10 protein-coding genes and 1 pseudogene are annotated in these 14,691 nt (G+C 35.7%); 4 read left to right on the plus strand and 7 right to left on the minus strand.

All coding sequences use genetic code 11. The annotated features are described in order from the left end of the window. A pseudogene (locus AO843_RS12940) lies at positions 1–264 on the minus strand (L-glutamate gamma-semialdehyde dehydrogenase); the annotation flags it as partial. Positions 265–443: 179 nt separating this feature from the next. On the opposite strand from AO843_RS12940, the gene AO843_RS12945 reads away from it, so the two are divergent. Continuing rightward, on the plus strand, positions 444–1,781 hold the full coding sequence (locus AO843_RS12945; RefSeq protein WP_054611518.1) for an AAA-type ATPase lid domain-containing protein: 1,338 nt from the start codon (positions 444–446) through the stop codon (positions 1,779–1,781). Positions 1,782–1,905: 124 nt separating this feature from the next. Here the strand turns inward: AO843_RS12945 and AO843_RS12950 are convergent, their stop codons facing one another. Next, complete coding sequence (locus AO843_RS12950) at positions 1,906–2,880, minus strand: proline dehydrogenase family protein (protein ID WP_054611519.1); 975 nt, start codon at positions 2,878–2,880, stop codon at positions 1,906–1,908. Between the two features lie 618 nt (positions 2,881–3,498). Between AO843_RS12950 and AO843_RS12955 the strand changes: the two genes are divergently transcribed. Next, positions 3,499–4,098: a TetR/AcrR family transcriptional regulator gene (locus AO843_RS12955; protein WP_054611520.1), complete on the plus strand. Its 600-nt coding sequence runs from the start codon at positions 3,499–3,501 to the stop codon at positions 4,096–4,098. 46 nt (positions 4,099–4,144) lie between these two features. Here the strand turns inward: AO843_RS12955 and AO843_RS12960 are convergent, their stop codons facing one another. Further along, the gene (locus tag AO843_RS12960; RefSeq protein WP_054611521.1) at positions 4,145–5,518 is read right to left on the minus strand and encodes a S41 family peptidase; all 1,374 of its coding nucleotides are present in this window, start codon (positions 5,516–5,518) and stop codon (positions 4,145–4,147) included. 225 nt (positions 5,519–5,743) lie between these two features. Further along, entirely contained in the window at positions 5,744–7,075 is a 1,332-nt protein-coding gene (brnQ, locus tag AO843_RS12965) for a branched-chain amino acid transport system II carrier protein (RefSeq protein WP_054611522.1), read from the minus strand. A 250-nt stretch (positions 7,076–7,325) separates the two neighbouring features. Here brnQ and AO843_RS12970 point away from each other — a divergent pair, with 250 nt between their 5' ends. Continuing rightward, on the plus strand, positions 7,326–8,219 hold the full coding sequence (locus AO843_RS12970) for a C40 family peptidase (RefSeq protein ID WP_054611523.1): 894 nt from the start codon (positions 7,326–7,328) through the stop codon (positions 8,217–8,219). An 89-nt stretch (positions 8,220–8,308) separates the two neighbouring features. On the opposite strand, the gene AO843_RS12975 is transcribed toward AO843_RS12970, so the two are convergent. Continuing rightward, on the minus strand, positions 8,309–9,205 hold the full coding sequence (locus AO843_RS12975) for an accessory Sec system S-layer assembly protein (protein ID WP_054611524.1): 897 nt from the start codon (positions 9,203–9,205) through the stop codon (positions 8,309–8,311). Next, positions 9,205–11,568, minus strand: coding sequence for an accessory Sec system translocase SecA2 (gene secA2 / locus AO843_RS12980; RefSeq protein ID WP_054611525.1), 2,364 nt, complete (start codon positions 11,566–11,568; stop codon positions 9,205–9,207). Before secA2 ends, AO843_RS12975 begins: the two co-directional genes overlap by 1 nt. 225 nt (positions 11,569–11,793) lie before the next feature. Between secA2 and AO843_RS12985 the strand changes: the two genes are divergently transcribed. Then, positions 11,794–12,861, plus strand: coding sequence for a glycosyltransferase family 4 protein (locus AO843_RS12985; RefSeq protein ID WP_054611526.1), 1,068 nt, complete (start codon positions 11,794–11,796; stop codon positions 12,859–12,861). 680 nt (positions 12,862–13,541) lie between these two features. Here AO843_RS12985 and AO843_RS12995 read toward each other — a convergent pair. Next, complete coding sequence (locus AO843_RS12995) at positions 13,542–14,603, minus strand: LCP family protein (protein ID WP_054611528.1); 1,062 nt, start codon at positions 14,601–14,603, stop codon at positions 13,542–13,544. Between the last annotated feature and the right edge of the window lie 88 nt (positions 14,604–14,691).

Here is a 14,691-nt window from a genome sequence, read left to right on the forward strand (position 1 = left end):
CCATGTTTTAAATGTTTCATCTGCTGCTTGCATAGCTTTTTCTGCTAAGTCTTTGCTTGCTTTTGACACACGGCCAATAACTTCTGTTTTCTTTGCAGGGTTATACGAAACGATTTTATCTTCAGTTGTAATGCGCTCGCCACCGATAATAAGTGGGTAGTCTTGACCTAAATAACCTTCAACTTTATTTAAAGCCTCTACATAAGCATTGTAGTTTGCCTCTTGTGAAAAATCTGTGAATGGTTCGTGTTTGTATGGAATCATGTCTGTTTCCTCCCCTGGATAAAGGGTGCCAAATGATTATGCACCTTTAAAGATTTTATTAATTATATAATGCAATATTATTTGGCATTAATCAACTCAAATTTTAAAACTTTTTTAATTTTTGCATCTGTTTTTCGTATTGGTGTTAGAATAAGCTTAATGGAACACAGGAGGACAAGATGGATAACAATGTACTACTAGGTATTTATAAATACGTCATTGAAAAAGGTGATATGGGGATTTGCGTTGTCGATACAGAAGGCAAGTTGCTCATATACAATAAAAAAATGCGAGAACTTGAAGGCGTGAATGAAGATGAATATGAGGAGAGGCGAGCTATAGAGATTATTGATTTCGAAATTGAAAAAAGTGATATTTTTAAGGTCCTAAGTTCTGAAACGCCAGTTCTCAATGTCAAAAAAACGTATTGGAATAAAAAAAATCAAGAAGTGACCTACATAAGCAATATTTATCCGTTGCACTATGAGGGTGTTTTAGTAGGAGCTGTGGAATTTGCACGAGATATTACGCAGCTTGAATACATGATGTACCAGCCATTAAGAAGATATGGTGCACCCCTAACATTTGATATCATTACGGCGGTTTCAGCAGTCATGAAAGATGTCATTGAAAAGGCAAAAATTGTCGCATTGAGTAGAATGCCCGTTGTGTTGATAGGGGAGTCAGGTACTGGAATCGATATGGTTGCTGAAGGTATTCATCATGATCTAAAAGTGCAAAATGATATGTTTATCGCTCTAATTTGCCGCCGAGATGAACAAACAGTGTTGAAGCAATTTGAAAAATACATTGTTGAAAAAGAGAGAATTACTTTTTTTGCTGAACGCATCGAATATTTATCACTCGAAGCACAAGAAAAGATTGTCGAGCTTTTCAATAATCATCCAAATCATCAGCATGTTTTGATCGCTAGTGTTGGTAAGGACCCTATAGATTTAATTCAAAAGCATGAGCTTTCTAAAAAACTTTACCGCTTATTTTCAGGGATTACGATTTATGTACCACCTTTACGCGAAAGAAAAGAAGATATGATGCCTTTTATTGATGATTACTTCAAAAGGCATCGTGATAGCTTTGGCTCAACGATCCAAGGTCTTTCCGAAGAAATCCAAGAGACCTTTTTGAAATATGACTGGCCTGGGAACTTGAAGGAACTAGAAGTTTTGTTGGATGAAATCACCTCGCTAATTACCAATGAGACGATCGTTGAATCTCATATGTTACCTGTTCATTTTAAATGGAAAATTCAAAGCTCTTGTGAGGAAGCAGAAAAAGAATTATCAACCAGTGATTTGTTTGTCATTAAAAATCAGCAGGACATTCGACCATTAGATGTCTACATGAAAGAGGTGGAGGAATATTATATTTCGAAGGCTTTAGACTTTCATCAAGGTAATATCTCTAAAACCGCGGCTGCATTGGGGATTCGTCGACAAAGCTTACAATATCGCGTAAAAAACTATAAACTCAATAAAAAAAGCGAAAACATTGATTAACGATGTTTTCGCTTTTTTGGTTAGCTTGTTCAAAGTGACGGATAAAACAGTCGAACTGACGGATAGGATTCCGAAAGTGACGGATAAAACTACCAAACTGCTGAATAGTCACTAGCCTCAAGTATTATTTTCCTTTTTTTGAAAGACGACCTAAGGCGAATGCTGCTGCCCCTAAGCCAATGGCTAGGTTTGTTTTTTTGTTAAAAACTTGTTTTGTTACAAGTGCTACATTTTGTGGACGTTCTGCTAAACGGCGCATAAAGTACCCGTACCAATCGTTACCAAATGGTAGGTATGTGCAGAAGTTATAGCCTTCACGTGCAAGGTCTAACTGCATTTCTTTACGGAAACCATAGAGCATTTGGAATTCAAATTTCTCGTTTGGAACGTTATGTTGTTTAACAAATTGCTTCACATGGTTAATAACATTATGATCGTGAGTAGCGATAGAAGTAAATTTACCATGTAATAAATGATGTTCAATAAGTTTCAGATAGTTACGGTCAATATCACCTTTAGATTGGTAAGCTACACTTTCTGGCTCTTTGTAAGCACCTTTTACAATACGTAAACGGAAGTTTTTGTACTTCTCAATGTTTTCCTCAGATTCGAAGAAGTAAGCTTGAATAACTGTCCCAACATTATCGAATTCTTTGTGTAACTCTTCTAATAATTCAAAAGAGCTGTGTAAACGTTCGTAGTTTTCCATATCAAAATTCACGAAAACATTGTATTGATGGGCAAGAGCTACGATTTCTTTTAAGTTTTCATAGCAGAATGCATAATCAATATCTAAACCTAATTGTGAAGGTTTAAGCGAGATATGAGCATCTAGTTGCTCATCATGAATAGCTTGGACAACAGCTAAAATATTATTTTTTGCAGCAGTTGCCTCTGATTTCTCATAAACAAACTCTCCTAGATTGTCGACTGTACAAGAAATATTAGCTTTATTTAATTCTCTAATGGATTGCACAACTTCAGGTAAGCTTGTACCTGCAACAACACTTTGAGCACCCATTTTTAGTCCATATTTTTGTGCAGCGCTATTTAATATTTTGTTCTCTGATAAGTAAATGAAAAAATCACGTAGTACCATGAATATGCCTCCAAAATTGAAAATTTTAAATTCTTGGCGATTATAACACTTTTTTCGAAAAGTAAAATGGTATGATTTTTTAAAAAAATTTTTTCTAAGGGATAATTGTGGGGGCAAACTCTTGGGGGAATTGACTTTTCAAAATTAAAAATAGAAAGAAAAAATTTTTTTTCAAAAAAAGGGACTTTTCAAAATAGTAGTTTTGTTTTATGTTGAAATTTATGTCTTAAAAAGTAAAAGCAACTAGGTTGGAAGGCGTTTTTTAATATAATATTGGCAATGAAATGGAATTCAGGATGAGTTATTTAGGTCATTCTAAAACTGCATAGAGAAAGAGAAATCCTCTTCCAAAAAATATTTTAATATAACATTTTAGAGTAACTCATAGTGGTATCTTAGATGTGAATCAGTGATATCTGTTTCTTTAGTTTTTCTAAGTAAGCATAAATGTATCATTTATAGTAAAAAAACAAAGGGTGTATTATAATAAAATGGTGTATAATCATGGATAAATTATGTACATATTATGAAATTTTAGTTACTTTTGATTAAGAATAGTGTGTCTATTCGTGATGCTAAAGGATTAGGACGACTATAAACTAAGATAAGGTGGAAAGTATGGCAAGGGGTAGAAAGTTTAATTCAAATGGTGAACGGAGCAAACAACTATTACTTGAAAAAGCGATAGAGCTATTTTCAGATCAAGGATATCATCAGACAAAAATTAGTGATATTGTGAAAGCTGCTAATGTAACGCAGCCTACCTTTTATCTATATTTTAAAAGTAAGGATGCACTTTATAATGATTTGAATGTAAAATTTCAGAGTGGCTTTTTTGAAGTGATGAATAGTAAATCCTCTGATATTATGGCTGATGGATTAGAAGCATTTATTTCGATGCTAGAGCAAAAACTGTCAAAATTATTCCTCTACATGATCGAAAATCCGAAGCTATCAAAAATCGGTTTTATAGAATCTAAGCAGGCGTATTTAGTAAAATCCCAGCTGACGCAGCAATTGATCCACCTTATTTATCTTCATGACTGTGACAAAGATTTTCAACATTATCATGTAGATATTAAATTTCTAATAGATTCTTTAGTTGGATCGATGGAGAGATTGATTTTAACTAATTTATTAGAGCAAAAAAGGTTACCTGCCGAACTAGCAAACGATATTGTACAATTATATTTTCGGAAAACTGAAGAGGTCATATAAAAAATCCTCTCATCGATCGTAGTGTATATCGATGAGAGGATTTTTCTTAATTTTCAAATTTTATATGCTGATAATAACCTTTTTGTGCTTTGCTTTGTTTATTCGAATGAATGAGGAGCATATATTCCTGATCGGGTGACAACGGAGTTGTTGGGGTAACAATTAGTGTTTGCCCTTCGACTTTAGCAGTTGCAGATACTTCATCAGCGCCTAAAGCAACAAGTTGAATGTGACCTTTCGCAATTTGTGAAACAAGAGCTGAAGGTAGTTTCATCGTCAATTTTCCTGTTTGAATGTCTAAACTTCCAATTGTAAGTTTTTTATATTTAGCATATTGCTCTTTTAAAGCATCATAATGTGCCTGGAAAATTGGTGAAGTTGTTGTTTGGATATCAGGTTTGACACCTACTTCATGAATGGTTTGATGAGCAGGACCTGTAAATTTACCTACAGTTAACTTTAAGTAGCTTCCGTCATGGAGCGTATAAAAGCCTTGCATGGCGCCTTTCCCGTAAGTTGTTTCACCATATAAAATAGCAGCCTTCTGGTCTTTTAGTGATGCAGAAAGCATTTCAGAAGCACTTGCGCTATAGCGATTGACCAAAATGCGTGTATTTGCTGGAAATTTAGTATCCTGCTTAACGGCTGGTATTGTATAGGAGGCATGTGCTTCCTCCAATAGATACGCAACTTTTGCTGATGGAAATAGTCCAGTAAGTTCTTCCGCTGTTGTAACATAACCGCCACCGTTATTCTGTAAATCTAAGATGAACGATTTAGCACCACGTTTTTTTAAGTCAACAAGCGCTTTTTTGACAAGTTGAGCGCCATCTTCTGAAAAGGAAGCGAGTGATATATAGCCAACATGTCCAAACAGTATTTCGGATTGTACGTTTGGTAATGTGAACTTTTTACGGGTAATGGTTTTAGTTGTTGTCGTTTCATTACTATGTTTAAGTGTTACTTTCACTTGACTACCTTCATTACCAATTAAGAGAGAAGAGGTCTCCTGTGTAGAACGACCAATAATAGACTCACCATTTACAGCAATGATGATATCTCCAGCCAGAACACCTGCATCAAAGGCACCACTGCCTTCGATTACTTGTAAAATATGAATACCATCCTCGTGTTCCCCAATTACAACACCAATACCGATTGTTGATAGATTGATGCTATTCATATAATCTTCGAATTCTTGCTTTGTAAAATAGGTTGAGTAAGGATCCAGCATATCAATAATTTCTGGGATGGATGTGGCCTTTTCTAAGTTTCCGTTAATCGTCCCTACATACGTGTTCTTAATAATCTCCTTCATTTCCCTTATTAGCGATTGCTCATTACTAGCTGCCTGAGTAGACGTGACTGGTAAGAGGAAGAAGCCTAGAATAAATACGAACGACCATATTAATTTTTTCATTGGACACCTCTTTTCTAGAACTCAAATGGGCATGCATAGTCCTGTTAGGTAATGGGTGGATACATTTTACAATTGAGTATCTAATTTTTATTATACATGAACGATAGAAATAGTGGACGAATGAATTAAATGTGATAGAAATAGAATCTGCTAGCCTTGAATAGCAAGCAGATTCTTGAGGATGTTGTAGCGTTCTTTTGTAACGTGCTAAAAAATTCGAATACATTACGCAGAGGCTTGATTGTTAAATAGTTTATGAATAATATAACCGATTAAAGCGCCAACAATGGCTGGTAGAAGCCATCCCAGGTTTTGCTCATACAATGGCAATGCTTGTAGAATATTTTTATATGGCGTGATTTCAATTTTCATTTCTTTTAAGCCACCATATAGACTAACAAAAAAAGTTGGAATTAACGCTAAAATATAAACAATTTGTCCACCTTTAAAGAAATGATCCGCCAATGATAATACCATCAATACCATTGCTAATGGATAAATGATTAACAGTACAGGTAAAGATGCACTAATAATTGATGAAAGTCCAACATTTGTAATGGCTGCACTAATAATAGTAAAGACGATCAAAAATGTCTTATACGAGATTTTTGGGAAGAGCTTGTGGAAATATTGTGCATTTGCAGTAAGTAAACCGACAGCTGTTGAAATACAAGCTAGTAAAATAGTCGCAGACAAAATAATACTTCCAAGGCTTCCGAAGAGTACTTCTGCTGATTTTGCAATAATATCTCCACCGTTAGCAGAAGTACCAATGGCAGTAATACTTGTATTCCCAATATGACCAAGTGAGATATAAACAAAAGATAAACCTAAAGCCGCAACAACTCCAGCAAAAATTGTCGTATTGACTTGCTTTTTCTTATCTGTCATGCCCATATCACGTAAAGCTTGTAAAATAACGATACCGAAAACAAGTGCGCTCAGAACATCCATTGTTAAGTATCCTTTTACAAAGCCTTCAGCAAAAGGAGAACTAATATAGTTTCCTACCGCTTCCCCTGGTTCTCCCATTGGAGAGATAAAGCTTTTGACAGCTAGCAATAAAATGACTAGAAGCAGGACAGGTGTTAAAACTTTTCCTACTCGGTCGACAAGCTTCGAAGGATTAATGGATAAATAAAGGATTAAGGCAAAAAACAAAATAGATATGATGAAAAGTGGCGCCCAATGATCTTTCATAGCTTCTGGAAGAAAAGGTGCAATTCCTATTTCATAGGACACTGATCCAGTTCGTGGTACCGCAAAGAACGGCCCAATTGCTAAATAAACAATGGATGTAAAGATGATACCAAAGGTAGGGCTAACACGATTGGCAAGCAGTTGTAAATCGCCTCCTGCTTTTGCGACAGCAACGATAGCTAATAGTGGTAAACCGACACCTGTTATTAGAAAACCGATCATTGCCACAGTGATATTTCCACCTGCTTGTTGACCTAATAACGGTGGAAAAATAATATTCCCAGCACCCAAGAATAAGGCAAATAATAGCAATCCTACTGCTAAATTTCCTTTGATGAAATGCAAGATATTTTTCATAAGTATAAAAACTCCTTTAAGATTGAAAAGCTAAAACTTTCTAAAAATTTTAAATACAGATGTGTATGTTATCATAGGAACCAAAATCTTGCAATGAATATATTATTGCAATATAGTCGGATTTCGTCGTATTTTATAAGTTTGATAAAATGTTTGAAAAATAGTCAGTATTTCCGATTTTTCATAAGGTAATTATCTAGTATGATAGACACACAAGGAAATATTCTAGCACGAACGGAGGCACTTTGGTATGCAAAAAACAAAAAAATGGAGAATTCTTGTTTTAAGCACTTTAGCCACTTCATTTTTAACACTACAAACTGCAGAGGCTGCAACATATACCGTACAAAAAGGCGATACATTATCGAAAATCGCCCAAAATCATCAAGTAACGATTACGGATATTATGAAGTGGAATAATCTATCGAAAGATACGATTTTTGTCGCTCAAAAGCTTGAAATTCAAAAGCAATCGACGAGTGAGGATAAAAAGCCTTCAGTCCCATCAACATCCGTAAAACCATCGACTACCTCTCACACAGTAGCGAAAGGTGATACATTATCCAAAATTGCAAAACAATATAATGTGACAATTAAGGATATTATGAATTGGAATAAGCTTGAGAAAGATACAATTTTTATTGGACAAGTGTTGAAAATTTCTTCAGGCGCAGTAATTCCCGAGGGTGATACAATACATAATAATGTGACTTCAGATGCGGGCACACCATCAAAAGTAACAGCTAATGATCCTACAGCTAATGGACAAGCTATTTATAAGAAAACAGTCGAAGTAGCCAATACTTTGGTAGGTACACCATATCTATATGGTGGTAATACACCTGTAGGTCTTGACTGCAGTGGCTTTATTTTCTATGCCTTTAATCAGGGTGGTTTAAAAGTAGGAAGAGCAAGCAGTGAGGGGTATTTTAACGGCAATACAACATCCGTACAAAATCCAGTACCTGGCGATTTAGTATTCTTCGAGAATACGTATAAAGAAGGTATTTCTCATATGGGTATTTATCTTGGCGATAATAAATTTGTCCATGCGGGTCCAGATGGCGTAGAAATTTCAGATGTTACGTATTCATACTGGTCATCTAAACTAGTAGCCTATAAACGCTTTGATAGCGTAAAATAAAAACTAGCGATTTTTGCTTTGGCAGAAATCGCTTTTTTCGTTGCATATTCAAAAAAGCCCCTTCATTTTTTAAGAGAAGGGGCTTTCTGTTATTGTGTTACACGTGCTGTCCAACGGGAAAGATCAGCGTCATGTGCATCAACAAGCTCTGCTGGGAAGATAAATGTCCACGGCTTTGTTGAGTTTGGTTGAACAGTTAGGATTGGATCCATTTTAAATGAACCTTTTGCGATTTGTTTACCTGTTGCATCAATAATTTCTATAGGCAATTGTTCTAAATTGATTGCTTTATTGTGTCCATTACGGATAAAGATTGATACGTTTAGATTACCGTTGTCCGCTAGTTTTGCCTGTAAGCCAGTAAAGTTTACCTCTGTTTCACCTAGCTTTGGCAATGTTTTGACGATTTTTGCAAGCTCTTCTTTTTGAGCTGCTGGTAATTGCTCTTCCCATGATGGATCTAGTTCTAATTGGTGACCACGAAGGGAAACAAGGTTAAAGGCAATTTTCCAACCATCTTCAGGAACTTCATCTACTTTAATAGTAGATTTTTCAAATTCAAATACCCATGGTCGAGCACTTTCAGCTTGAATAGTGCCTAATGCTTTAAAATCGAATTTTTTTGATGCTACAAGCTCATCGTTTTTATCTAAAATGAACAGTTCAATTTCACCTAGCTCAATTGCTTGTGGTAAAGAAGATCGGAAAAATGCACGAACTAACCATTTTCCAGCACGAGCTTCTTCAATACTAATAGAAGATAGGGATAATTGGTTTGGTTTCAATGGCTCTAGCTCATTAGCAAGGAAGTTAAAGATGTATTTTTGCTCCTGAGGTACATCCCACTCAGGATGGAAGGATAGTTTTGTCTCAACATCACGGTTATCACCTTTATTTGTTGTAACGTTTCCTAGCAAGTCTTTTGAGTCAATTGTATTTTCCTGACCGACTTTGTCTGATTTTTTAAAGAATGAAAATAAGCCCATTATTGTTCCTCCTGTTGTGCCTCAACTGTTTTCATGAAGCCTGTAATTTCTATTATAATAGAACGACGTAATTCTTGGAAGTTTTTACCAAACAATTCAAGTCCTTCTCGTTGGTAAATTCGCATTGGATCTTCTTGTTGATAATGACGTAAGCCGATTCCTTCTTTTAAATGCGTCATGGCCTCTAAATGCTTCACCCAGCCGCTATCGATATAGCTAAGCATGATTTGTGGGAGAACTTGTATAACTCTTTCATTTTCCGCAAATTTCTCCATATGATCGAGTAGTTCTTGTTCAGAAGGCTGAATATCAGCTAAAATTTGCTTTACTCTACCAACTTCGCGATCGATTGTAACAGGTGTGATGAACAGGGAGTTAAGTGCATGCTCCATTTGATCATAGTCCCATTCAATTGAGGATACGTCTTCCGGTGCAGCATCCAAAACAGCAAAATCAACCGTCTCACGTAACATTTTTTTTAGCTCACCGATTAAGTCTTCGCCAGCTAAAACTTTGTCTCGTAGTCCATAAAGAACAGTACGTTGATCATTAATGACATCATCTAACTTTAAGTTATATTCACGCATGCCGTATTGAGATCCTTCAACAATGCGTTGTGTACGGTCTATTAGCTCTTGTACTTCTTTATTTTGAATAATGTCTTTTTCATCCACGGCCATTTTGGCAGAGAATTTTTCAACTTCTTCTTTTGCATAGCGGCGGAACATATCATCTTCAATAGAGAGAATGAAGCGGCTTTCGCCTACATCCCCTTGACGGCCAGAACGACCACGAAGCTGATTGTCTACACGGCGGCTTTCATGTTTTTCAGTACCGATTACATATAAACCTCCAAGTTCGTGAACGTCATCGCCTAATACGATATCTGTACCACGACCAGCCATATTTGTCGCTACAGTAATACGACCTTTTTGCCCAGCTTGTGAAATAAGCTCAACCTCTTGCTCGACGGTTTTGGCATTTAGTAATTGGAATGTTAATTTTTCTTTTTTCAAATAGTCAGCCACTGTTTCAGATTGTAGGATCGATGTTGTACCAATTAAGATAGGTTGTCCTTTATCATGGCGTTTTTTAGTTTCAGCTGCAACATACTCATATTTTGCCTCTTGTGTTTTAAAAATAAGATCAGGCTGATCGACACGTTGACGTGGACGATTTGTTGGAATTTGTACAACTTCCATGCCATATACTTCTCGTATTTCTTTTTCCTGTGTTTTCGCTGTACCCGTCATCCCGGAAAGCTTCGGATACATACGGAAATAGTTCTGAATCGTAATTTGTGCTTGTGATTTATTTTCATCCGTTATAGTTACGCCTTCTTTGGCTTCAATTGCTTGATGTAAACCGTCAGAAAGTGAACGACCCTCTAAAATACGGCCTGTAAACATATCGACAAGCTCGATTTTATCTTCTTTGACAATGTAATCTACATCGCGTTTAAACATGACATGTGCGCGGACAGCTTGGATTACGTAGTGGAAAAGAGTTTGATGTTCTAAATCATACAGATTTTCAACATTGAAGGCAGCTTCTATCTTTTCAATACCTTTATCTGTCAGGGAAGTAGCTTTTGTTTCATCATCGAAATCATAGTCTTCATCTTTTTTGAAACGTTTAGCTACCATAGCAGCGATACGATGTAATTCATCATTTGAAGGCATTTTACCTGCGATAATTAATGGCGTTTTAGCTTCATCGATTAATACACTATCTACTTCATCAATAATAGCGAAATGATAAGGACGTTGTACTTTATCTGCTAAGCTATAGGCCATATTGTCACGTAAATAGTCGAAACCAAATTCTGTACCCACACCGTATGTAATATCTGCATTGTAGGCTTCTTTTTTCTCATCAGCCTCCATCATCGGTATATTTAAACCAACAGTTAAGCCAAGGAAACGGTGAATTTGCCCAACAAGCTCATAGTCACGTTTTGCTAGGTAATCATTCACTGTGATGACATGAACGCCTTTACCTTCTAATGCGCGTACATAAGAGGGAAGGGAAGCAACTAGTGTTTTACCTTCACCTGTAGGCATTTCAGCAATATTGCCTTCTGTTAACACTAGACCACCGATAAGCTGCACATCAAAATGACGCATTCCTAATACACGCTTTGAAGCTTCGCGTACAACAGCAAATGCGTCTGGGATGATCGATGTAATAGGCTCACCTTGTTCTAATTGATTTTTGAAAATAAAAGTCATTTCTCGTAATTCAGCATCTGACTTGTCAACATACTTTTCTTCAAGATTATTAATTTGATCTACTATTTTGTAGTAGCGTTTTAATTGACGAGCACTTGTTTGCTCTTTGTTACTTTTGAAAATTGAGAACATGAAATATACGCTCCTTTAAAGTTGTCTAAATGCTAGACACTCCATTATTCTATCAAATTTTACGTATGGTGACTACAATTGACTATATAGGAATCTATTAATGCTAAAATGTACAAAATATTTGTGAAATCGTGGAAAATGTTTAGAAAAAGTATATTTCAATGCTTGTTCGTGCTATAATCAATTTGGATTTCAATGTAGATTATTTTTTTGAGGAGGAGAGACATGATTTACGTGTCTTTAATAGCAGCATTCGTTGCATCCATTTTGTTAACTCCATTAGTGAAACGTTTAGCGTTTAGAATAGGTGCAGTGGATGCACCAAACTATCGAAAAGTACATGCTCGAATTATGCCAAGACTTGGCGGTTTGGCAATTTTCCTAGCATTTATAATTGGTGTAGCGATTTTATATTCATATTTAATTCAAACTAAAAATGGCAATAGCGAATATTTGATAGCGATTATTATTGGTGCTTGTATTATCGTTGTGACAGGTGTTATTGATGATATGCGTGAGATTTCCGCTAAGGCAAAAATGATTGGTCAGCTAGGTGCTGCACTGATTGTTGTTTTTGTAGGCGGCATTCAAATTGATATGGTTAATCTACCGTTTTTAGGTACATTAGATTTTGGTTTACTAAGTATTCCATTAACAATTATTTGGATTGTTGGGATTACAAATGCTGTTAATTTAATTGACGGCTTAGATGGTCTAGCTGCAGGTGTTTCTACGATAGCGTTGATTACATTAGCAGTCATGGCATTTATTATGAGTAATATGTTTGTTTTAGCAATAGCAGCCATTTTAGCTGTAGCTTCACTTGGCTTTTTATTTTATAACTTCCACCCAGCCAAAATCTTTATGGGTGATACAGGGGCGCTGTTCCTTGGTTTTATGATTTCAGTGTTAGCGCTACTTGGTTTTAAAAATGTTACTTTTGTTTCTTTAATCATCCCAATTATTATTCTTGGTGTACCGATTTCTGATACATTCTTTGCGATTGTTCGTCGCGTACGAATGAAGAAGAAATGGTCTGATCCAGATAAATCACACTTACACCATCGTTTACTGGATATGGGCTTCACACATCGTCAAACTGTACTGATTATCTACGGAATTGCGGTGATGTTTGGGTTAGCAGCAATTATTTTCTCGATGGCAAAAGTATGGGGAGCTATTTTACTTGTAGCTGTCATCCTAACAGCCATTGAAATATTTGTTGAAATTATCGGACTCGCCGGTAAAAACTACAAGCCATTATTAAATTTTGTACGAAGCTTAAGTAAATAAAATTTTAGCAATCATACAATTTGTATGGTTGCTTTTTTTGTATTTTGGAGGGTAGAAACTTTCGGACGTCTGATTTTACGCTTTCGGCATCGAATGGGCCAATTAGTGTTGTATTGAGAAATGCATATTAAGGATCTTTATCAACTCGGCGATAAGTTTTCCTTGCAATTGATGTTAGAAGTAATGATTTTCAAGTCGTTTCTTTTTATAAGTCAGTCGTTGTTTTTTTATGATATTGGTGCACTCCATCAAGTGAATTTTGATCATACCATCGTTATGACGCATTTTATACTGGAACGAACCTGTTGGTAAGGTAGCTGTATTTCAACATGCATTCCATCTCGGTGAATTGCTCTCAGGTTATATCCGTATTCTAGAATCGATCGATAAAATCAACGAAGTTACTTATGATCATACAGTTGATATTATAGAAGATATAGTGGGCGGAATAATCTTTCTCGTCACTATAAAATTGCAAATTGGCTGGTGGGGCTTGTTTGGTAAGACGGAGAAAGTGGCTATCAGTATAAAAGAATTATTTGTAACTAGACTGAAAAAAACGTAGCTTAATGATTTAACTGTATTTGTTATAGAGTTAAATAGTTTCGAATCAGTAGCTTTTAATAGGATTTCATATAAAAAAGCCTTTCCACGAATAGAAAGTGGAAAGGCTTTTAGATTTATTGAGATTGCTCATTCGTCGAAGATTCTTCGCTAACGGCATTGTTTCTTTCAGTACTGTTACTTGTGAGACTTGATGAAGATTCATTTAAGCCAAGATGGTTTTTTAACGTTTCTTCCACTTCATTAACAGATTCTTGATTTAATTGATAATAATATATGCCAGTTGAAGTATCATCAGTGCCATCTAATGTTAAAGTGTCAATACGTGGTACACCCTCTGATAAATAGGACAAGAAGGATTTCATTTCAGTAAATGTCATATTAGTCTTCATGTTATCACCAAGTGCCTTAATAACATCATCGTATTTTGTTATTGTCTTAACAGAAGCAACTTTTTTGATAATAGCTGAAAGAATTTCTTGTTGACGCTTACCACGCTCAATATCACTGTCTTGTTTACGTGTTCTTGCTAGTGCGAGTGCTTGGCTACCGTTTAACTGCTGTAGACCTGGCTGTAGGTTGATTGTATACTTGTCGAATTCATCTAATTCATGTAAAGCATAAGGGACTTCAGCTTCAATACCGCCTAATGCATCAACCACATCAATAAAAGCATTGAAATTCATACGCACATAATAGTCGATTGGAATATCTAATAATCCTTCAACAGTATCGATTGACGCCAATGTGCCACCATAAGCATGAGCGTGGGTAATTTTATCTTTATAGCCTACTTTAGGGATATAAACGTATGAATCACGAGGAATGCTTAGCATTTTAATAGTATGTGTTTTATTATTTAATGTAGCTAAAACAAGTGCATCGGAACGTGAATTGTCCGAACCCTGTCCTCGATTATCACTATCATCAACCCCGACAAATAAAATGGATACATTATCATGTACCGGTTCTACTTTTTCTTCGCGAAGTGTAGAAACTTCTCGCCCTTCTAATTCTTCATGTGCAGAATCGGCTGCATGTTCTACCTGTTTTGTAAGGTATACACCATAAGCTGTTACACAAATCACCAAGCTGGCAACTAATAGCAATGTAACTTTTATAATTAAGGAAGCTTTAGTAGATCTCTTTTTATACGGTTTAACAGATCTTTTTTTCATATTAGATATATTCTCCTCTAAATTAATGGGAATAATAATGCGATGAAGCTAAATTTTAATCAATTACAATAAAGTAAATATAATTGAA

Source organism: Lysinibacillus sp. ZYM-1 (assembly GCF_001308875.1).
Classification (GTDB): domain Bacteria; phylum Bacillota; class Bacilli; order Bacillales_A; family Planococcaceae; genus Lysinibacillus.